General features: G+C 54.9%; 20 protein-coding genes. 4 read left to right on the forward strand and 16 right to left on the reverse strand.

Going from position 1 to position 21,464, the window contains the following annotated elements; translation table 11 throughout:
- Positions 1-98: 98 nt before the first annotated feature.
- Positions 99-605, reverse strand: coding sequence for a disulfide bond formation protein B (locus tag ACNQ6O_RS12385; protein ID WP_418053537.1), 507 nt, complete (start codon positions 603-605; stop codon positions 99-101).
- Positions 606-664: 59 nt separating this feature from the next.
- On the opposite strand from ACNQ6O_RS12385, the gene ACNQ6O_RS12390 reads away from it, so the two are divergent.
- On the forward strand, positions 665-1,126 hold the full coding sequence (locus tag ACNQ6O_RS12390) for a flagellar basal body-associated FliL family protein (RefSeq protein WP_418053538.1): 462 nt from the start codon (positions 665-667) through the stop codon (positions 1,124-1,126).
- Between the two features lie 7 nt (positions 1,127-1,133).
- Here the strand turns inward: ACNQ6O_RS12390 and rmf are convergent, their stop codons facing one another.
- From rmf to ACNQ6O_RS12410, 4 genes are all read right to left on the reverse strand, one after another.
- Positions 1,134-1,349, reverse strand: a complete 216-nt coding sequence (gene rmf / locus ACNQ6O_RS12395; RefSeq protein WP_418053539.1) for a ribosome modulation factor — start codon at positions 1,347-1,349, stop codon at positions 1,134-1,136.
- Between the two features lie 112 nt (positions 1,350-1,461).
- Positions 1,462-3,018 carry a glutamate--cysteine ligase gene (gshA, locus tag ACNQ6O_RS12400; RefSeq protein WP_418053540.1) on the reverse strand — a complete coding sequence of 519 codons (1,557 nt, stop codon included), beginning with the start codon at positions 3,016-3,018 and terminating at the stop codon, positions 1,462-1,464.
- A gap of 66 nt (positions 3,019-3,084) precedes the next feature.
- Positions 3,085-5,406 carry a Tex family protein gene (locus tag ACNQ6O_RS12405; protein WP_418053541.1) on the reverse strand — a complete coding sequence of 774 codons (2,322 nt, stop codon included), beginning with the start codon at positions 5,404-5,406 and terminating at the stop codon, positions 3,085-3,087.
- 56 nt (positions 5,407-5,462) lie between these two features.
- On the reverse strand, positions 5,463-7,190 hold the full coding sequence (locus ACNQ6O_RS12410) for a putative bifunctional diguanylate cyclase/phosphodiesterase (protein WP_418053542.1): 1,728 nt from the start codon (positions 7,188-7,190) through the stop codon (positions 5,463-5,465).
- Positions 7,191-7,334: 144 nt separating this feature from the next.
- Here ACNQ6O_RS12410 and rep point away from each other — a divergent pair, with 144 nt between their 5' ends.
- Positions 7,335-9,353 (forward strand): DNA helicase Rep, encoded by a 2,019-nt coding sequence (gene rep, locus ACNQ6O_RS12415; RefSeq protein ID WP_418053543.1) that lies wholly within the window; start codon positions 7,335-7,337, stop codon positions 9,351-9,353.
- A 50-nt stretch (positions 9,354-9,403) separates the two neighbouring features.
- Here rep and ACNQ6O_RS12420 read toward each other — a convergent pair whose 3' ends face one another.
- A complete protein-coding gene (locus ACNQ6O_RS12420) occupies positions 9,404-9,811 on the reverse strand; it encodes a c-type cytochrome (RefSeq protein WP_418053544.1) in 408 nt (135 codons plus the stop codon).
- 206 nt (positions 9,812-10,017) lie between these two features.
- On the opposite strand from ACNQ6O_RS12420, the gene ACNQ6O_RS12425 reads away from it, so the two are divergent.
- Together ACNQ6O_RS12425 and ACNQ6O_RS12430 are read left to right on the forward strand one after the other, a co-directional pair.
- Positions 10,018-10,356 carry a hypothetical protein gene (locus ACNQ6O_RS12425; protein WP_418053545.1) on the forward strand — a complete coding sequence of 113 codons (339 nt, stop codon included), beginning with the start codon at positions 10,018-10,020 and terminating at the stop codon, positions 10,354-10,356.
- A gap of 11 nt (positions 10,357-10,367) precedes the next feature.
- Entirely contained in the window at positions 10,368-11,474 is a 1,107-nt protein-coding gene (locus ACNQ6O_RS12430; protein WP_418053546.1) for a phospholipase A, read from the forward strand.
- Between the two features lie 132 nt (positions 11,475-11,606).
- Here ACNQ6O_RS12430 and ACNQ6O_RS12435 read toward each other — a convergent pair whose 3' ends face one another.
- From ACNQ6O_RS12435 to ACNQ6O_RS12480, 10 genes are all read right to left on the reverse strand, one after another.
- The gene (locus tag ACNQ6O_RS12435; RefSeq protein WP_418053547.1) at positions 11,607-12,959 is read right to left on the reverse strand and encodes a phosphomannomutase; all 1,353 of its coding nucleotides are present in this window, start codon (positions 12,957-12,959) and stop codon (positions 11,607-11,609) included.
- A 9-nt stretch (positions 12,960-12,968) separates the two neighbouring features.
- The gene (bfr, locus tag ACNQ6O_RS12440; RefSeq protein WP_418053548.1) at positions 12,969-13,445 is read right to left on the reverse strand and encodes a bacterioferritin; all 477 of its coding nucleotides are present in this window, start codon (positions 13,443-13,445) and stop codon (positions 12,969-12,971) included.
- A 152-nt stretch (positions 13,446-13,597) separates the two neighbouring features.
- The gene (locus tag ACNQ6O_RS12445; protein ID WP_418053549.1) at positions 13,598-13,804 is read right to left on the reverse strand and encodes a bacterioferritin-associated ferredoxin; all 207 of its coding nucleotides are present in this window, start codon (positions 13,802-13,804) and stop codon (positions 13,598-13,600) included.
- 98 nt (positions 13,805-13,902) lie between these two features.
- Positions 13,903-15,195 (reverse strand): Xaa-Pro dipeptidase, encoded by a 1,293-nt coding sequence (gene pepQ / locus ACNQ6O_RS12450; RefSeq protein ID WP_418053550.1) that lies wholly within the window; start codon positions 15,193-15,195, stop codon positions 13,903-13,905.
- A 25-nt stretch (positions 15,196-15,220) separates the two neighbouring features.
- The gene (locus ACNQ6O_RS12455) at positions 15,221-16,231 is read right to left on the reverse strand and encodes an ABC transporter ATP-binding protein (protein ID WP_418053551.1); all 1,011 of its coding nucleotides are present in this window, start codon (positions 16,229-16,231) and stop codon (positions 15,221-15,223) included.
- The gene (locus ACNQ6O_RS12460) at positions 16,228-17,226 is read right to left on the reverse strand and encodes an ABC transporter ATP-binding protein (RefSeq protein ID WP_418053552.1); all 999 of its coding nucleotides are present in this window, start codon (positions 17,224-17,226) and stop codon (positions 16,228-16,230) included. Before ACNQ6O_RS12460 ends, ACNQ6O_RS12455 begins: the two co-directional genes overlap by 4 nt.
- A gap of 4 nt (positions 17,227-17,230) precedes the next feature.
- Complete coding sequence (locus tag ACNQ6O_RS12465; RefSeq protein ID WP_418053553.1) at positions 17,231-18,163, reverse strand: ABC transporter permease; 933 nt, start codon at positions 18,161-18,163, stop codon at positions 17,231-17,233.
- On the reverse strand, positions 18,160-19,209 hold the full coding sequence (locus ACNQ6O_RS12470; protein WP_418053554.1) for an ABC transporter permease: 1,050 nt from the start codon (positions 19,207-19,209) through the stop codon (positions 18,160-18,162). The genes ACNQ6O_RS12465 and ACNQ6O_RS12470 overlap by 4 nt, the downstream gene beginning before the upstream one ends.
- An 80-nt stretch (positions 19,210-19,289) precedes the next feature.
- Positions 19,290-20,852, reverse strand: coding sequence for an ABC transporter substrate-binding protein (locus ACNQ6O_RS12475; protein ID WP_418053555.1), 1,563 nt, complete (start codon positions 20,850-20,852; stop codon positions 19,290-19,292).
- 165 nt (positions 20,853-21,017) lie between these two features.
- The gene (locus tag ACNQ6O_RS12480) at positions 21,018-21,449 is read right to left on the reverse strand and encodes a hypothetical protein (RefSeq protein WP_418053556.1); all 432 of its coding nucleotides are present in this window, start codon (positions 21,447-21,449) and stop codon (positions 21,018-21,020) included.
- Between the last annotated feature and the right edge of the window lie 15 nt (positions 21,450-21,464).

The raw sequence follows: 21,464 nt of genomic DNA on the forward strand, positions 1-21,464 counted from the left end.
TCCCTTCGGTCTAGCAACCAGTTCACTGGCTTTTTATTCGAGTGGCTTCGCTTTCGTTTAATCAAGTTACCCCATGGCTACGGTGAGTCGCAACTATTTCAGCTCTGCAACTTATTCGCCGACCGGCCAGGGCGAAACACCATCACCAAACCCACCAAAATCACGGCAACGAAGAATACAGCGGTCCAACCTGGAATACTCAGCCCAAGGAAACGCCAAACCACTTCGGCGCAATCTCCGGTGCCACGGAGCGCGGTTTTGAGCACGTCGAGCCACGGCAAAACCTGCAATAAGTAGTCAACCGAGGGACCACACGCCGGAACCTGATCTGCGGGCAAGCTTTGCAACCACAGCTGCCGCCCTGCTACACCCAACCCCGCTCCTGCGGTAAGAATCAGCAAGAATCCGTATACCCGACGACCGACCTCGGCGGGGCCGTGCAGAAAGGCGAGAAAGCTGACCAAGCCCGCACCCATAAAGCCGAAACGCTGTAACCAACACAACGGGCACGGCTTCATGCCCAAGACATGTTCCATATAAAACGCCACACCTAAAAGCGCCGCACACATTAAAAACACAAAGCCAAACACCCATCTGCTTGTCAAAACGTCACCTCGGAATCATGATGTAAGATACAAGTAATCAATGGACCCAATCGTAACCCATGAATATTGCCAAGCACATGACCACGAACCGTATATTTCTCTTACACCTGCTGCTGGTGCTTTGTACGATGAGCGTTTGGCACAGTGCTGCTGTCGCCGAGGAGGTGGAGGACAGCGCCCCCGAAGCCAAAGGTGTAACCGACTACATTGAGATGAAACCGGCATTCGTCACGCACGTGGGTAAACCGGGGAACAAAGTTAATTATTTGAAAGCCGCCGTTACCCTTCGGGCGTCGAGCGACTCAGTGCGCACGGCCGTAGAAGCGCACGATCCCAGATTGCGTCATGAGCTGGTCATACTATTTGGGGAACAAACGGATTTGGATGTGCTGTCATCTATGGAGGGTCAACAGGCCCTGAGGGAAGAAGCGACCCGAAGAATTAATAGCGTACTGGAAGAGCAGCAAACCGGAGAGCAGATCGCCGGTGTGTTATTTACCGAGTTTGTGGTTCAGCGTTAAATAAGTCTCAGGCAATCCGCGCGAACAGGTTGTCATTCTGCTGCTTTTGAGCCTCGGCAGCCTCTTGTGCGTCGTCCCAGCCCGCTTCCCATGCCGCGATCACAACGTCGCCACGATAGGGGCAGCGGGATTTATCCATCCCCATAGACCCTGCCATCGCACCTTGGCGGTACGCTTTGTTAAGCGCCTCTACATCCCAGCCGAGCCCACTGTCCTTTGCCATAACGTGCCTCCCTATTTTGTATTACACAACGTAACAGCAGGTAACCAAAGCAGCAAACACAGATCAGCAATCTGTGCGTCACGTCCCTTTCACGATGTGACGCACAGACCGTTCAGGATTTCAGATAGTCTTCCAGAAACTCAGAGAAGGATTGAGTATCAGCGGCCTCCATTGCGGCCTGCTCGGCTTTGGAGTCGCGACTCATGGTTTCAAAGCGCGCCAGCGTCTCCGCGGACATCGCTTCTTCTGTCAGAGCCTGCTTGTGTTGCTGTGAAACAGACAACACCCAATCCCGATGACCCAAGCCGGAAGCTCTCATGGCCTCCATCACCCGGGCCGAGGGCACCGACCAATCGTCGCCCTCGATTTTGCTCTGCTGAGCCGTCAGAGCCGACTGGTAGGTGTCGCCGCCTTGCCAGCTGTCCAGTAACTCGGCCAGCGGCTGCAGGCGCGCCAACAATTCTTTCGCGGCCGGCCCAACCGGCACCCGCTGACCGCCTTGGCACAGAGTCAGATCTTGCCAGCGGCCTTGGGAAACGACATCCTTATAGCCATCATCCAGTCGCTCGCACTCGTCTTTTCCGATCACCGGTGACTCTGAAAGCAGGCAGTCCAGCAAAAACAAATCCAGGAAGTCCACTTGTTCGCGATTGATGCCTATCGGTGAGAAGGGATCCAGGTCCAGGCATCGAACTTCGATGTACTCAACACCCCGTGCATCCAGTGCCTGAATCGGTTTTTCGCCGCGTTCGGTGGTGCGTTTAGGGCGAACGGCACTGTAGTACTCATTCTCGATCTGCAAAATACTGGTGTTGATCTGGATAAACTCGCCGTTTCGACGAGTACCGATCGCCTCATAATCGGGCCAAGTAGTGTGAATAGCCTGATCCAATGTCTGGGTGTAGGTTTTGAGTTCGTTGAAACAGATGTTCAAAGAGGCCTGGGCATTGTTGTGATAACCCAAGTCGCCCATTCTCAGCGACGTCGCATATTCGCCCGCCCAGGTGCGATCGTCGAAGCGTTTAAGGTCATGCTTCACGCCAGCCACAAAGCTCGCGTCCAGCGCCGGCGATGCGCCAAACAACAGCATCAACAGCCAGCTACGCCGACGGAAGTTTCTGATCAGCCAGAAATACTGCTCGGATTTGAAGTCTTTCAGGGCGCCGGTATTACCCGTCACTTCCTGCCATTTGTGCCAGAAGCTGTCGGGCAACGAAAGGTTGTAATGGGCACCCGCAATACTCTGCATGATGCGGCCATAGCGCACCGCCAACCCTTGGCGGTAGACGTGCTTTAACCGACCGATATTGGAGCTGCCGAACTCTGCAATGGGAATGCTCTCGTTGCCGTTGATCTCGCACGGCATACTCGCGGCCCAGAACACTTCATCCTCAAGATTCTGCTGCACGAACTTGTGGGTATCCCGCAGCGAAGCAAGCATGTCCTCGGTGTTGCTAAACACCGGGGTGATCAGCTCCAACAAGGATTCAGAGTAATCGGTGGTGATCTGCGGGTGTGTTAGTGCAGCCCCCAAGGCAGACGGATGCGGCGTTTGGGCGATAAAGCCATTGGCATCTGCCCGCAGACCTTCTTTTTCGACACCCTTGAGAAAGCCGCCCCAGTCGGAAGCGGAAAACTGGTAAAACAGGGAGTGGCGGGAATCAGCCATGGTGAACTCCTGTTGGGGCGACTCACCTTTCAGAAAGGTAAGCCGCCACTAAATCATGAATGGGTGTTAGCGACCGTCTTTGCGCGCCGAAGCCAAAGCCTGAGCTAGCGCACCGGCCATTGCTCCCTGCCCTTGGCCTCCTTGCGGTTTGCTGCTGGTGCGCTTACCAGCTCGTTCGCCACCTTTGGCAGGCTTGGCCGCACTCTCGGCACCCGGCTGGTCGTCCATACGCATGGACAGGGCAATCCGCTTCCGGGGGATGTCCACTTCCATGACCTTAACCTTCACAATATCACCCGCTTTCACCACCTCGCGCGGGTCTTTGACGAAAGTATTAGACAGCGCAGAGATGTGCACCAAACCGTCCTGATGCACGCCGATATCAACAAACGCTCCGAAGTTGGTGACGTTAGTGACAGAGCCTTCAAGCACCATACCCGGCTTCAGGTCGTTCAGGGTTTCTACGCCCTCTTCGAAACTGGCGAAGCGAAATTCGGGGCGCGGGTCCCGGCCCGGCTTTTCCAGTTCCGAGATGATGTCTTTCACGGTGGGCAAACCGAACTGCTCGGTGACGTAGTCCTGCGGGTTCAGGCTGCGCAGGAAGCTGGTATCACCCATGATGTTTTCCACCTTCCGGTTGTTGCGCTTGGCGATGGCTTCGGCCACGCCATACGCTTCCGGGTGAACGGAAGAACCGTCCAATGGGTTGGCAGCGCTGGCAATCCGCAGGAAGCCCGCCGCCTGTTCGAAGGTACGTTCGCCCAGACGCGCCACTTTCATCAGCTGTTTACGGCTGGTAAATACGCCATTTTGGCTCCGGAAATCCACGATGTTCTGGGCAATGGTCTGACTTAAGCCAGACACTCTCGCCAGCAACGGGACCGACGCTGTATTCAGGTCTACGCCAACACCGTTAACGCAGTCTTCGACAACGGCGTCCAAGCTACGAGACAGCTGCACCTGGGAAACATCGTGCTGGTACTGGCCTACGCCAATAGATTTCGGCTCAATCTTAACCAGTTCCGCCAGCGGGTCTTGCAGGCGGCGAGCGATGGACACCGCGCCACGGATGGTCACGTCCAGATCCGGCAGTTCCCGGGAGGCAAATTCCGAGGCGGAATAGATGGAGGCGCCAGATTCATTCACCACAATTCGAGCCAGCTTCAATTCCGGATAACGCTTGGTCAGGTCTGCCACCAGCTTTTCGGTTTCCCGGGAAGCGGTGCCGTTACCGATAGCCACCAGCTCAATCTTGAATTTCTGGCACCACGCAGCCAGCTGAGCGATGGAGCGGTCCCACTGATTCTGGGGTGCATGGGGGAAGATAGCGCCATGATCCAGCACTTCACCGGTGCCGTCGATAACCGCCACTTTGACACCGGTACGCAGGCCTGGGTCCAAGCCCAGCGTTGGTCGAGGCCCGGCAGGCGCCAGCAACAACAAATCTTTAAGGTTGGCGGCAAACACGTTGATGGCTTCTGCTTCGGCGGCTTCGCGTACCTGAGCCATCAGGTCGGTTTCGATCTGGGTGGACAGCTTAACGCGCCAAGTCCAACGCACCACTTCGCCGAGCCACTTATCGGCCGCGCGGCCGTTGTCACGAATGTTCCAGTGCGCGGCAATACGCTGTTCTGCCGGGTGCGGCTGACGGCGATCGTCTTCCGCATCGCCCATCACAATGGAAAACGTCAGAACGCCCTCGTTACGGCCTCGTAAAATGGCCAATGCTCGGTGCGAGGGTACTTTCTTAAGCGGTTCGATGTGATCGAAATAATCGCGGAACTTGGCGCCTTCGGTTTCTTTTCCGGCCACCACCGTGACTTTCAACTGACCGTCCTGCCAAACAAAATTCCGCAGCGCGCCCAATAGCTCGGCGTCTTCGGCAAAACGCTCCATCAGGATGTACCGCGCACCATCCAGAGCCGCTTTGGTGTCCTCAATGCCAGCTTCCGCATTCAGATAGCCTGCAGCGGTGGTTTCGGGGTCCAACGTAGGGTCATCATAGAGTGCATCGGCCAGAGGCTCCAGCCCGGCTTCACGAGCTATTTGGGCCTTGGTTCGACGCTTGGGTTTGTAGGGCAGGTATAAATCTTCAAGGCGGTTCTTGGTATCGGCGGCACTGATGCTGGCGCGCAGCTCATCGGTCAGTTTGCCTTGTTCATCGATACTCTTAAGAATCGCACCACGGCGGTCTTCGAGCTCCCGCAAATAGCGCAAGCGCTCTTCCAGGGTTCGCAGTTGACTGTCGTCCAGCGAGCCGGTCACTTCTTTCCGGTAGCGGGCAATAAACGGAACCGTGGCCCCTTCATCCAGCATAGCAACCGTGGCGTTAACCTGTTGCTCGCGTACTCCAAGTTCTTCAGCAATGCGCTGGGAGATACTGTTCATGCAACCTCTGTGATATCGCTTGCGAAATTAAAGCGCAAAGGTACAGCGGCTTCCCCTTACAGGCAAGCCGACTGGTTCTGGTGGGTCAAAAATTGCACAAGTTCATTCCAGGGCATGGGTCGGGCGAAATAGTAGCCCTGAATCTCATCGCAGTGCTGCTGTTGCAGAAACTCAAGCTGCTCTTTGGTTTCCACTCCTTCAGCCACCACGCTCATGTGCAGGCTGTGAGCCAGCGTAATAATGGCACGAATAATGTGCTCCGCATCCGCGGATTTCCCCAAGTCTTGAATGAACGACTTATCAATTTTCACGAGCGAGATTGGCAAGTGCTGCAGGTTGCTCAAAGACGAATATCCGGTGCCAAAATCATCCAGTGCAAAACTGACTCCCAGCTGATTGAGCTCGCGCAGGCAACGCTGAGCATACTCAGGGTCATGCATCATGGCGCTTTCTGTGAGCTCCAACTCCAGCAAGCTGGTATCCACGTTGGCATTAAAGATAATCCGGAAAATGGTTTCGGTCATTTTGGGGTCGTGGAACTGACGGAACGATAAATTTACCGCCAGCACCAACCCCGGGAAGCCCAATTCGGCACTCTCCTGCAAGCGCTGACAAGCCTGCTCGATTACCCAGTAGCCAATTGGCACAATCAGACCACTGCGCTCCGCCACCGGGATAAATTCATCGGGCCCGACCACGCCGCGCTTGGGGTGATTCCAGCGCAGCAAACATTCCATTCCGCGCACCTCGCCCGTCGCCAGATCAATCCGCGGCTGATAATACAATTCCAACTCTTGCGCACGGATGGCATGCCGAAGGTCCGTTTCCAAACGCAACTGATGCCCTGTCGAAATGTGCAATTCCCGGTTGTAAAAGCGGTAGCTGGTGCCGGTATCCCGCTTGGCTTCGAACATCGCCCGATTGGCTCTGCGCATCAACTCTTCCGGGCTATCGCCCGCTTCCGGATAGGTCGCCACTCCCAAACTGGCACTGATCACAAGGCTCTGACCATCGATGACAACCGGCTCGGGCACGGTCATGAGCAGCTTGCGAATGACCTGACTGAGATCCAGCGAGTCCTCAACTTTTTCAATAATAATCGCCAGCTCATCACCGCCGATTCGAATCAGAGAATCCACCCGCCGCAACTTCTGCCTGAGCCGATCAGCCAGCTGGACCATTAACTCGTCACTTTTCTGATACCCAAAGGATTCATTGATGCTTCGAAAGCCGTCCACGTTCAAATGCATCAAAGCGAGCCGACTTTTGCTCCGCTCAGCGCGCAAGAGAGCTTGTTGCAAGCGATCAAAAAACAGATCCCGATTGATAAAGCCGGATGCCACCTCCCGGCCTAATTGCCCATGAGAAAACTCGGAAAGCTGCTCCCGATACCACAGACATTTAACAGCGCGCCGAAACCCCCAAGCTTCCAGACCTTGCCGACACAAGTAATCCGCCGCCCCTCCAAATTGCATCTCAGGCCCTTTTTCCTCGCTGGTTTCAGCGCTGATCGCCAAAACGGGCTTATCACCACCGGAGACCGTTAGATAGTGAAGGAAGGAAGATTCACATCCGGCATGAAACACACAATCCCAAACGATGACATCAAAGCTGGCGTTATAGATCAGGTCATCGCAATCGATGAGGTCGGGACACCACGTTGCATCGGGGCTCAGTTCGGCATCACTCGACAGCATGGCCTGATACCACAAAAAGTCTGCGTACTCGGGAGTCAAAACAAGAAGACGCAAGCGGTCGCACCTGCTGTCAGGAGGCAAAGTCATCGCACAGGATCCATGTATCGTTAAGCGTAACGTCCGTAGTTTCTAGCATAGCTTATAGATCCCGAAGGTACATACTGCCGGGCTGGTGTAGAATAGAGAAACCGTGACACCTCCTGCACGATTCTTTTATTTGGCCTCATTACTGTGAACAAGCTCAATCCCAGACAACGAGAAGCGGTTCGCTACGCAGACGGCCCCTTATTGGTACTGGCCGGCGCGGGCAGTGGCAAAACCAGTGTGATTACCCGGAAAATAGCCCATCTCATTGAAGAACTGGGCATTCCTGGCCGCCACATTGCCGCGTTGACGTTTACCAACAAAGCGGCTCGGGAAATGAAGGAGCGGGTGGGCAAGATTGTCGACCGCGGGAAGGCCCGTGGTCTGATCGTGTCGACCTTCCACAACCTCGGGCTGAACATCATTCGCGACGAACACCCGCACTTAGGTTACCACCCCGGGTTTTCGATCTTCGATGCGGAAGACGCCAAAGCGTTGCTGCAAGACCTGATGATGCGCGGCGGCAGCGCCGAGGCCGGCGACGAGGTGAACGACGTGCAAATGACCATATCGTCTTGGAAAAATGCTCTGCGCAGCCCCACTGAGGCCTACAGCAAAGCGGCCGACGAGCGGGAACAACGCATCGCCATCATCTACAAGCAGTACAACGAGTATCTGAAAGCCTATAACGCTGTCGACTTTGACGATCTGATTCTGCTGCCGGTGCAGCTGTTCCGGGATTTCCCCGACGTGCTGGCCAAATGGCGCAAGAAAATCCGCTACTTGCTGGTGGATGAGTATCAGGATACCAACGTCTGTCAGTACGAACTGGTCAAACAACTGGTGGCCGAACGTGCCGCGTTTACCGTGGTGGGCGACGACGACCAGTCGATCTACGCCTGGCGAGGTGCCCGACCGGAGAATCTGGTACAGCTCAAAGAAGACTTCCCGAGCCTGAAAATCGTCAAGCTGGAGCAGAATTACCGCTCTACCGGCCGTATTCTGCGCAGCGCCAACACCGTCATCGCCAACAACCCGCACGTGTTTGAAAAGGCACTGTGGAGTGACCATACCATCGGTGAAGAAATCCGTATTATTCGGTGTCGCAGCGAAGATGCCGAAACGGAACGAGTCGCCACCGAAATACTGGACCAGAAGCTTAAAAACGGGCTGAACTTTCAGGATTTTGCCGTACTTTACCGGGGAAACCATCAGGCTCGCCTGCTGGAAATGAAGCTGCAGGCCTATCAAATTCCTTACCGGCTATCCGGCGGCCAATCGTTCTTTTCCAAGAGCGAGATCAAGGACGCGATGTCGTACCTGCGACTGCTGATCAACCCCGATGACAACGCAGCGTTCCTGCGGGTGGTGAACGTACCCCGCCGGGAAATCGGTCCGCGCACGCTTGAACAGCTGAGCCATTATTCCCGATCTCGCAACGTCAGCCTGTTCAAAGCGTTGAGTGACATGGGCGCAGAAAACCACGTGACGGAAAAGGGGTTGGACCGCCTTCGCCGCTTCGCCCACTGGGTCGACAAAACCTGCGAGCGGCTGTTTTCGGAAGACCCGATTCCGGTGATCAAGCAACTGTTTACCGACATCGAATACGAAGAGTGGCTGCACCAGCATTCCGGCAGCCCGAAACAGGCCGAACGCCGGATGGAAAATATCTGGTATCTGGTGGAGTCCATCCAGCGCATGCTGGACGACGGAAAAGGTACCGCCGACGAGTTGGGCATCGAAGACGCCATCGCCAAGCTGATTCTGCGCGACATGATGGAGCAGCGGGAAGATGAAGATGACAGTGACAAGGTCCAGCTGCTGACTCTACACGCATCCAAGGGTTTGGAGTTTCCTCACGTATTTATCATGGGGCTTGAAGAAGAAATTCTGCCGCACCGAAGCAGCATTGAAGAAGGCAATATCGAGGAAGAAAGGCGACTCATGTACGTGGGTATCACCCGCGCCCGGGAAACCCTGTCGCTGACCTATGCCGCGTCACGGAAGCAGTACGGTGAAAAAATTGAGACCATTCCCAGCCGTTTTCTGGATGAGCTGCCCGAGGAAGATGTGAAATGGGAAGGCTTGGGCGATCAGGATAAAGAAGCCAACCAGAAAAAGGGCAAAGCGACCCTCAGCGCTCTGATCGGCGATCTCGGGCTCTAAACCAACAAAGCCCCGCAACCTGCGGGGCTTTGTTGTATTGCAAACCAAACTTACTGGCTTGACTCGACCATGTGTTCAACGGCTGCGGTGATTTCTTCATCCGAGCAAGAAGCACAGCCGCCTTTCGCTGGCATGGCGTTGAAGCCGTTGAGTGCGTGATCAAACAACGTTTCCATGCCTTTACTGATGCGAGGAGCCCAGGCACCGGCATCACCGACAACCGGCGCACCTGCAGCACCCGTGGAGTGACAAGCCATGCAGGTTGAACCGTAAACGTCGCTGCCAGAACGCGGCCCGGAGCTGGCCGATGCGGCAACCGCTTGGCCGCACTCATCACCCTGCAGGCACAGCTCACCCACGGGCTTAATGCGCTCGCGGATTTCATCTTCAACACTTGCCAGTGCAGTACCGGCAGCCAGGCTAAAGCCAAGCAATCCAACAGCCAGGACTCTCTTCATCTTCACAATGCACCTCGCATTTGAGCGTTATAATATTTCGGTCGCAGCATTATAGCGATTGAGCCCCTGCAAAAAAACCAAACAGCAGAATCAGAATTTGATTTCAACCCATTTAGTGACAGTTTTGTAGGCTGCAACCCAACCGTATTCATTTCCGGTTACCATAGGCGCTACTGTACCACTCTTCGTCATCTATGAGCCTGAACATGACCCAATTACCTGCCAACAAGCCGGATAGACGGCGCAAACCCTTACTAATTCTCGAATTTACCAGTCTGGCGATTCTTTTGATCTCAATGGGCTGGTTCAGCAGTCAGTCCAGCGCAGAAAACCCGATCAGCCCGGCTTGGCTGCTGCTCCCGGCTTTTGCCAGCTTGGGCGTATTTTTGAGCTTTATCGGCCTGATGTACCTGCGCTGGGTCGCCTCAGCCAGCGATGACCGCCGGGGCCGCCACAAAGTAATCTTTGTATTACTGGCCGTCACGCTGATGGGCGTTTGGGTATACGGCATCGGCAACACTTGGCTCAGCCTCAACGCCCGTTAAAGGAATTCAGCATGACCTTACGATTTTACCTTGCCCTTTCCCTGTGCACCTCCGCTTTGGCGCTGGCCTTTCCGGCTTGGGCTCAAAATGAAAAGAACGAGGGCCATGTGGACTGCGCGTTAATTCTAGAGGGCGTGCAGCGGCTTGCTTGTTATGACGCGCAGCGCAACCCGCAAGCGGCTAGAGAAGAAGCGAAGGAAAAGGCTCTGGAGCAGGCGAACCAGCGCGCAGATGTATTGGCGGTTGACGAGGAGCAGCGCGAGGAAATCGCTGGAAACGCTCTGGAGGACGACCCGGATTCGGGAGTTATGGATTCTCTGGTAAGCAGTTATCTGGAGGCCGAAAAGAGTCTATTTAATTTCACCGGCAGCTTTGTCTCGCACAAACCGAATTACATTTTACCTGTGACTTGGGTTAAGCACCCGAACTACACCCCGTACAGCCCTCGGCTGGGCGCCACTTTTTACGATTATGACCTCACTCGGGAGGAAGCGAAGTATCAACTGAGCTTCAAGGTTCCGCTGTTGACAGGCATTTTCGATAAGAAAACCACGTTCTGGTTTGGTTACACCCAGAAGTCACTTTGGCAGGTGTATAACCAGGATGAATCTGCGCCTTTCCGGGAGACCAATTACGAGCCGGAGTTGTTTGTTCGTCACCAGCTGAACTGGAATATCGGGCCCGGCACGCTAAATACGGTGTCGGTGGGGCTGAATCATCAATCGAACGGACAGGCGGACCCTCGGTCTCGGAGTTGGAACCGCATTATGGGTTCGGCGGCGTACAGCTATAACCGGTGGCTGTTTATGGTGAAGCCTTGGTTGCGGCTTCCTGAAAGAAGCAGTGATGATGACAATGCCGATATTGAGCGGTATTTAGGGCATGCCAGTTATCATGCGGTTTATAAGCTGACGGCGGATCGTACGTTTTCTTTGAAGTTGTTGAATAATTTGCGGTCGGATAATCGGACGTCGGTAGAGTTTGGTTATAGCTTTCCCATGGGGGATTCGTTGAAGGGGTTCTTCCAGTATTACAACGGGTATGGGGAGAGCTTGATTGACTATAACGTGCGGATTGAGCGATTTGGCATTGGGGTTATGTTGAACGACTGGCTCTAACCACTTCGCCAAGCAAAGGAGTAAGGCCGAGGTATCGGGTACACCCTCTAAAACGGAAAACGTGGTTTCCCTGAATGTTTTAGAGGGTGTACCCGATACCTCGGCCCCGACCTTTGTGCTAAACGCCTTTCGTTACGCGTTCAGCCTTTCCATTTCTTCTAGCAACTCTTTGGTTTTCTCTTCCATCAGAGCGATATCCGCTCTGGATTCTACGTTCAGGCGAACCACCGGTTCGGTGTTCGACATGCGCAGGTTAAAGCGCCAGTTGTCGAATTCGATGCTCAGGCCGTCAACGAAGCTGATGCTTTTCGCGCCGGAGGAGTACTTCTGTTCGATCGCGGCAATGACTTTCGCCGGGTCGTTGATCGTGCGGTTGATTTCGCCGCTGGCCGGGTAGGCTTCTATTCTGGCGTCGATGAGGGACGACAGGGTTTGGCCAGACTGGCACAGGCGTTCGGCGATCAGTAGCCACGGGATCATGCCGCTGTCGCAGTAGGCGAAGTCACGGAAGTAGTGGTGGGCGCTCATTTCGCCGCCATACACAGCGTCTTCGTCGCGCATTCTTTGTTTAATGAAGGCGTGGCCGGTTTTGCTTTCGATGGCTTTGCCGCCGGCAGCTTCGACCAGATCTTGGGTGTTCCAGACCAGTCTTGGGTCGTGGATGACGCTTCCGGGGCCGGTTTTTCTCAGGAACTGATCTGCCAGCAGGCCAACGATGTAGTAGCCCTCGATGAAGCGGCCGTTTTCGTCGAAGAAGAAGCAGCGGTCGTAGTCGCCGTCCCAAGCGATGCCCATGGCTGCGCCGTGTTCTTTGACGGCGTCGGCGGTGGCTACGCGGTTTTCTTCGAGGATGGGGTTGGGCACGCCATTCGGGAAGTTTCCGTCAGGCTGGTGATGCACTTTGATGAATTCGAACGGCAGGTGCTTTTCGAGTTCATCAATGACCAAGCCGGCGCCGCCGTTGCCGGCGTTAACGACAATTTTCATGGGTTTCAGTGCCGCCGCATCAATGTAGCCCAGCAGGTGGTCGATATAGGCACTGGTGACTTCCAGTGTTTCGTATTTACCTTGCACCGGAGCATCGGTGAACGGCTCTTTCACCCGATCACGGATCTCGTTTAAGCCATTGTCCGAGCTGATCGGCCGGGATTCCGGCCCAACCATTTTCATGCCGTTGTGGTGCTTCGGGTTGTGGCTGGCGGTGACCATGATTCCACCATCCACGCCATAGTGGCTGGTCGCGAAGTATACGTATTCGGTTCCGCATAAGCCTATGTCGAGCACGTCTGCTCCGGCGGCCATCAGGCCGGAGCTCAAGGCTTCGGCGATTTCCGGGCTGGACAAGCGGATGTCATATCCGACGATGACCTTTTTGGCACCGGTGATTTCCACATAAGCCCGGCCGATTTTCTCGGCCAGAATCGGGTTCAATTGGTCCGGCACGCTGCCGCGCAGGTCATAGGCTTTAAAGCAAGACAGGTCCATTGTAAGTAGTTACTCCGCTGCGGATGACTGAAGCTGAATATAATTTTGAATGCCCATCTGTTTAATCATTTCCAGCTGGGTCTCTAGCCAGTCAATGTGCTCTTCTTCGCTGTCCAGAATGCTGCGGAACAACTGACGGGTAGTGTAATCCTGAACCTCTTCGCAGTAGGCGATGGCTTCTTTCAGATCAACGTGGGCCATGTGTTCGATTTTCAGATCGCATTCGATCATTTCCTGCACATGCTCACCAATCAGCAGCTTGTTCAGGTCTTGCAAATTAGGCAGGCCTTCGAGAAACAGGATGCGCTCGATCAACTGATCAGCGTGTTTCATTTCATCGATGGATTCTTCGTATTCTTTGGCGGCGAGCTTGGTGATGCCCCAGTCTTTGTACATGCGTGAATGCAGAAAATACTGATTGATGGCCGTCAGTTCGTTGGCGAGTACCTTGTTCAGGTACTGGATGACTTTCTTATCACCTTTCATTGCAGCGCTCCTTATCTCTCCGTGGCCGTGTCATGAGGAAACAATGGCCGGCGGCTGGTTCGGGTTCAGCGAATTCTCACCGAACTCGCGTATCACCTGACAAGGATAGCGTGTTAGAGCATTTTTCTAAATCGGAGAGGTAAAAAGACCCGTCAGGCTGGGCTGGCTAGCAAGTTGGCCATGGCCAAGTAGTCCGATGAGCGGGTCTCTTTCAGTATGCTGCGGGCCATGCTCGCACAACGGCCGCACTGGGTGCCCACGCCGAGCTCTTTGCCGAGCTGGCGCACAGAGGAAACACCGTTTTCTGCGGCTTCGCGGATGTCTCTATCGGTGACTCCGTGGCAAACGCATACGTACATAGAGGGATCTCACTAACGATAACAATGTTAGTGATAATTATTGTCATTAACATCCCCGATTGCAACCCCGGTTGCGTTATTTTTGTGCAACCGCGGGATTACGATTCAGCTTCGCGAGTCAGATTGCGATTCCCCGTATCCGTCACCACCACGTTGTCTTCAATCCGGATACCGCCACAGCCTTGCAATTCATCCAGCAGCTCGCGGTTCAGGTGATGCCCGAGAGGGCCAGTCAACAATGGTTCGAGCAGCGACGGTATGAAGTACAGCCCCGGCTCGATGGTTACGACCATGCCCGGCTCCAGAGTTCGAGTCAGGCGCAGAAACGGTGCATCGGAGGGGGGCGGTACGGGTTTACCGGCTACATCGTGTACCTGAACACCGAGAAAATGACCGATACCATGTGGGAAAAACGCACGCGTGATCCCCTCTGCCACCATTTCTTCTTCATCCAGCCCCGAGACCAGCCCGGCCGCACTCAACAGCGCAGCCAGCCCTTGATGGGTTCTGCGGTGGATGTCGACGTACTCCACCCCTGGAGCCACCATGTCACACAGCCGGAACTGCAGCTGTTCAAGACCTTGCAACAGAGCGGAAAAGCGCCCTTCTCCCACCCCGGCCGTGGTGCGGGTGATATCGGAGCAATAACCCCGGTAGCGCACACCGGCATCAATCAGCAGACTGCGTGATTTTGGCGGGGTTGCGGTGTCGTAGTACTGATAATGCAGCGTACCGGCGTGTTCGTTGACACCGATAATGCTGTGATACGGGGCTTGAGCCTCCCGCTGCCGGGTTGCCTGCTGGTAGGCCAAATTAATATCAAACTCGCTGGCGCCCGCCAAAAATGCATCGCGTGCAGCGCGATGGCCGGCCACTGCCAACACGTTGGCCTTCGCCAAACAGGCTATTTCATAGGCGGTTTTGTGCACCCGGGTTTCATCCAGTGCAGCGCACAGAGGCTCTGGGTTGTGGCTGCCGGGCACGCCGGTCAGCAGGCTCGGGTCACCAATAACCGCTAACTGGTTTACTCCGTCAAACTCAGGTGCCTCACGACTTTCACTAAACACCAACTGAAACTCTTGGTGCCAAGGTTCAGGAGTCAGTTCCAGAGTCGCGTGCCAGAAATCCACCGGTTGATACAACGACAACAACGGCTTATGCCCCGGCCGTATCAGCAACCAGGCGTGCTCAAAACCGGCCAACCCGGTCCAGTGCAAGAACGGGCCATAGCCTTGGAAGGTCCAGCCCTGATCGTCACCGTATTGCATCGGCGCCGCGCCGGAGCTGATCAGCAGCCCGTCATAACCCTGCGCAACCATCGCTTCTTCGTAACGGCCCTGCAACGCTTTCACGTGCTCTACCTGCAACGCCAACCGTTCGCTCTCGGACATGTCGACTCCCAAAAAATGTGTCTCGTTACAGCCGCCCTTCTTCCACCCCGTGGCAGGCAACCTGCACGTTGGCGTCGGTGGCGATCAGCTTCGGTACTTCCGTACGGCAGCGTTCGTTGGCGTGCGGGCAACGGCCGTGGAAAACGCACCCCGAAGGCAAGTTCACCGGCGTTGGCACTTCTCCCTGCAGGCGAATGTAATTGGGCCGCTCATCTTCCAGCTTGGGAATGGCAGACAACAGCGCCTGCGTGTAGGGGTGGCGAGGATTGGCGAACAAGGTTTTGGTATCCGCCAGCTCACACACCCGGCCCAGATACATCACCGCCACCCGAGTACCAAAGTGCTCAACCACCGCCAAGTCGTGGGTGATGAACAGATAGGTCAGGTTACGGGTTTCCTGAGCTTCCATCATCAGGTTGAGCACCTGCGCCTGAATGGACACATCCAACGCCGAGATGGGCTCATCGGCCACGATGAACTCAGGATCTACGGCAAGCGCGCGGGCAATAGCGATACGCTGGCGCTGACCGCCGGAGAATTCGTGACCGAACCGGCTACCCCAATCCGGATCAATCCCGACCGACTGCATGACTTCCTGAACTTTGGCGCGCACGTCACTCTGGGACAGATCCGGCTGGTGAAAGCGAACCGGTTCTTCCAGAGTTTGCTGAATAGTCATGCGCGGGTTCAACGACGCATAGGGGTTCTGGAAGATCATTTGCATTTTGCGGCGATACGGCAGTGCATCACGTCCTTTCAGGTTATCAATGCGCTTGCCGTCGTAATGGATCTCGCCAGCGGTGGGAGATAACAGCCCCATCACGGTGCGGGCCACCGTCGATTTACCGCAACCGGATTCACCCACCACACACAGGGCTTCTCCTTTCTGCACCTGCAGATCGACGCCGTTAATGGCGTGAACCGCCTCCTGTTTACGCTGGAAGCGACCGTCTTTGAAAGTGATTTGCTCGAGCAGACTACCGGACAGATCGAACTGTTTTTCCAGGCCGCGAATTTCAACCAAGGGGGAGGTCATGTGCGCTCCTCCTGCATGTGTTTCTCCTGTTCCATCCGTTTGCTGACTTCGAAACACGCCACATCCACATTTCCCGCATGTACATAGTCCGGCATAGCCTGCCGACACTGATCGGTCGCATAGTCGCAACGGGGGTGGAACGGGCAACCGGTGGGGACGTTTTTCAGAGACGGCATAGAGCCGGGAATCTGAAACAGCCTTGCACCCGGTTCGCCCATTTGCGGCAAGGCATTGATCAAGCCAACCGTGTATGGGTGCTGAGCGTTGTCGATGATGTCTCGAGTCGGCCCCTGTTCAATGATACGGCCGGAGTACATCACCAGCATCCGCTGGGTCACCTGAGACACCACACCCAGGTCATGGGTAATCAGCATCAGCGCAACGTTTTCCTGCTCACACAGGTTGAGCAGCAAATCCATGATTTCGGCCTGAATGGTGACATCCAAAGCGGTGGTTGGCTCATCGGCGATGATCACTTCCGGGTCCAGCAACAGGGCGATAGCAATGATCACCCGCTGGCGCATGCCGCCGGACAACTCATGGGGGTATTGATCCAGCCGTTTTTCCGGTGAAGGAATCTGCACTTTCTGAAGCCGATCCAAGGCAATGGCCCGGGCTTCTTTTTTACTGATTTTCCGGTGCGCCAGAATGGCCTCAACCATTTGGGTGCCAATGGTCAGCACCGGATTCAGGGTCATCATCGGATCCTGAAAAATCATCGCAATGCGATTGCCCCGAATCTTGCGCAATTCTCGCTCGCTCATCGCAGCAAGGTCTTTACCTTCAAACAGGATCTGGCCACCAGCAATGTATCCCGGCTTGGCGATCAGGTTCAGAATCGAGAAAGCCGCCACCGACTTACCGGCACCTGACTCCCCCACCAACCCGAGGCGCTCCCCTTTATCCAGGCTGAAACTGATGCCGCGCAAGGCTGTTAAATCACCACCACGCACCGCAAAACGTACATCCAGATTTTTTACTTCCAACAGTGCCATGGCGTTACCCCTTATACAGCCGTGGGTTCATCACATCCCGCAACCAGTCACCCAACAGATTGATGACCAGTACGAGCACCACCAGCACTAACCCCGGGATCAACGTAATCCACCAAGAGCCGCTCTGAATGTAATCAAAACCGGATTTGATCAAGGAACCCAATGACGGCTGGGTTTCCGGCATCCCCAAGCCGAGAAACGACAATGCTGCTTCGGAAATGATGGCGTTGGCGATCTGCACAGTCCCAATGACAAAAATCGGCGACAACGTATTAGGCAGGATATGGCGGAACATAATGCGCGGTGTACCAAAACCCATCACCTTGGCCGCATCGACATACTCTTTCTTCTTCTCCGCCAGCACTGAGGCGCGCACGGTACGGGCGATCTGTGGCCACTCGGCCACACCGATGATGAAGATCAGCATGTAGATGGCAATTTCCCCGAACATCAGGTTGCCAAAACTGGCTTTAAAAACCGCGCCCACAATGATGGCGACCATCAGTGTAGAGAAGGACAACTGCACATCGGCAATACGCATCAGCACGGCGTCTACTTTGCCTCCCAGATAGCCGGCCATCAGGCCGAACAGCACACCGAGAATCGATTGCAGCAACACGGCGCCGAAACCGATCAGCAACGACACCCGGGTGCCGTACAGAATGGTCGAGAGCAGATCACGCCCTTGGGCATCAGTACCTAACGGGAAAGCCGGGTCGGCGCCATCCAGCCCAGCCGGCGGCAACTCGGAATTCATGATATCGATCTGTGCCAGATCGTAGGGATCAGCGGGCGCCAGCATCGGCGCAAACACCGCTGCCAGCACCATCAGCAACAAGACAATAAAGCTGAGAATGGCCACTTTGTCGCGCTTGAAGCTGTACCAGAAAAAGGACTCGCGGAAGCGGTCCCAGCGGGAAACCGTTGCCGTTGTCATGCTTTCTTACCTGCCAGTTTGACGGTGGGGTTGACCAGTCCGTAGATCAAATCCACCAGTGTGTTGGTAATCACAAAGATCAGACCTACCACCATCAGGTAAGCCACAATCAGCGGGATGTCACTTCGAGTGATGGCTTCCAGGAACATCAACCCTAATCCGGGCCACTGGAACACCGTCTCGGTCAGAATCGTGTAGGCCACCATGATGCCAATTTGCACACCGCCAACGGTAATGACCGGCAGCATGGTGTTCTTCAAAGCATGGAGGAAGTTAATGCGACCGGCACTCAAACCTTTGGCCCGAGCAAAACGAATGTAGTCGCTCTGCAACACTTCCATCATTTCCGCGCGAATCAGGCGAATAAACAGCGGCAGCATGATCGAAGCCAGCGAGATACAGGGCAGCAACAGGTGCGCCAAGCCTTCGCGGGTGAACAGCCCCGACTCCCAAGTGCCAAACAAGTGAACAAGATCATCGCCACGGCCGTAGGAAGGCAGTCCGCCTTCGGTAGTCAGAAACTCATTCATCCATTGCCCCCACCCGGTGTCGCTCGGGAACCAGTTCACGGTGACACCGATGGAGAACAACTGAATCAATACAATGGCCGTGAGGAAGACCGGTATGGAGATACCCACCGTGCTCACACCCATAAAAAATTTAGACAGCCATGCTTGTGGCCGGATAGCCGAATAGACGCCAATCGGAACCGATAAAAAGATAATGATTAAACTGGCACCGACCACCAGCTCGAGCGTGGCGGGCAGGTGCTCTCCAATCACTTCCAGCGCCGGCTTGCTGTAAAAATAAGAGTTGCCGAGATCGCCCTGAATGGCTTTTCCGGCGAACCGAAAATACTGAACCAGAAAGGGATCGTTCAACCCCAATTCTTCTCGAATGGCTTCCCGCTCCTCTTCAGAAACGGACATGCCCACCATTTCCTGAAGCGGGTCCCCGAGGCCATCCTGTATGGCAAAGGCGATCACACTGATGACAAACATAACCAGCAACGCCTGGGATATCCGCTGAACTAAGAAAGCTAGCATGAAGATTTTACCGTTGGTGAGTACTAGTTTACCCCTCCCCCATTGCGGGAGAGGGGTTTGGGGGCAGGAACTAGTGCCTGTTATTCAACGACAAGATCACCCAAGTACGGGAAGTTCATCACGTTGAGTACAGGTGCGATGTCGACGCCTTTTTTAGCCGCCCATGCCAGATCCTGCCAGTGCAAGGGTACAAAAGCGGCGTCATCGTACAAGCGCTGCTCAACCTCTTGCAACATGGCTGCACGCTTGTCAAGATCGGTCTCAACGTTGGCTTTTTGAACCAGCGCATCGATTTCCGGGTTGCAGTAGTTGCCTGCGTTGTACTGGCCAGCGCCAGAGTCAGAATCCGGGCAGAAGGTCAGGAACTCGAAGAAGTTCGCAGAATCCTCAGTGTCCGCATGCCAACCAATCAGCATCATGTCTGCTGCGCGGTTATCGTACTCCGGCCAGTACTGAGCTTTCGGCAAGGTTTTCAGATCCACTTTGATGTTGATCCGAGCCAACATCGCCGCAGCCGCCTGCGCGATCTTGTCATCGTTCACGTAGCGGTTATTCGGCGCCATCATCGTGATGGTGAATCCGTCTTCGTAACCCGCCTCTTTCATCAGCTGCTTGGCTTTCGCCACATCAAACCGCGGTTTCAGGTTTTCGTTGTGGCCCTGATAACCGGCTGGCGACATCTGTGCTGCTGGCGTGGCAAAGCCCTTCATGATCTTGGCGGCAATGCCTTCCTGGTTGATGGCATACGCAATGGCTTGGCGCACCTTCGGGTTCTTGAAGGCTTCAACTCGCTCTTGGTTCATGTGGAACAGGATGATCCGGGTACCGCTCATGGTCACCAGTTCGCTGTTACGATCGCGCTTGATGCGGTCCAGATCATTCGGTGGCACCGGTGCGATGAAATCCACGCCGCCTGACAACAATGCTGACACGCGGGTCGCGTTTTCTTTGATCGGAGTCAGCACGATTTTGCCAACATTACCCGGCGACTCGGTGTCCCAGTAGTTATCAAACCGTTCGAACTCGACTCGCACACCTTGGCGACGATCAGCCACCGTATAGGGTCCGGTGCCAGAGAGATTCTCAGAGGCGAAGGAATTGCCGTGTTTGAGGATGGCACCTTTGTCCTTGCCGTCTTCGGTCTGGCCGCTATAGAACTTGCTGTCCAGCGGGAAGATGTAGGTCGCGGTGTTCAGCAACAGTGGGTATGGCTCAGCGGTCATTAGTTCGAAGGTGTAATCATCAATGACCTTGATGCCACTGAACGGCTTGAAGATGGCCTTGAAGTCCTGGCTTTCTTTCAGACGGTCATAGGTGAACTTCACATCAGCCGAGGTGAACTCGTTACCGGAGTGGAATTTCACCCCTTTGCGCAGTGTGAACCGCATGGTGTTTTCATCCACACGCTCCCAGCTTTCCGCCAGACGGGGCTCAAAACCAAGATCCTTGGTCCAGCGGATTAGCGGATCAAAGGTCATGTGAGACAACTGCAGAATACCGCCAGACAGTTGCTCGTGGATATCCAGAGTGACCGGGTCAGAATCGTACGCTACTTTAAGTTCTTTCGTTGCCTCAGCGGACAAAGCTACCGGCGCAGCAACCAGTGCCATCGAACCTACCAAAGCTGCCAATAATTTTTTCATCGCGTATCCCATCGCTATTATAAGAATTTTGGGTGCATCGATGCTGTATATGCATTCGACGTCTAAGCTCAAAACTAGCTGGCAAAGTACATTACATCAATAGAAATTATTAGTCAGGGTTCTGTCAAAATGGAGAGGCGAGGGCGCTTTCGGTGCGTTCGCAGTTCAACGTGTTAACACCACCTTGAACCAATAGGCCTCAATGACCCGCATAACCTCAACCAGTCCCTGAAAGCGAACCGGAACACGAATCACCGAAGCGGCGCCTTGTGCGTAGAGGCTGGTGAGATCCAACTTTGCAGGTTCCGCGTAGAACACAATAAGCGGCACGTGCCGGAACTTCGCGGAAGCCTTCATATTCAGGACCCAATCCGCAGCGTTGGACGCATTCTCGCTGATCAGATACATCACCAGATGAGGAAAGGCCTCCGAATCCACCTCCAGATCAGCCGCGCACGCGTCAAACTCTGCTTCGCTAGCCAACACCGTCAGGTTGTGACCCAAGGCGTTCATCCGCAGCGCTTCTTCAAGATCCTGACCTTCTTTGTGCGCGGCAATCAGCCATACGTTCAAACCAACTCGTCGTGGATACAGCATCGTCTCTCCCTAACC

This window comes from Marinobacter sp. SBS5, from assembly GCF_048285575.1.
In the GTDB taxonomy this organism is placed as follows: Bacteria; Pseudomonadota; Gammaproteobacteria; order Pseudomonadales; family Oleiphilaceae; genus Marinobacter.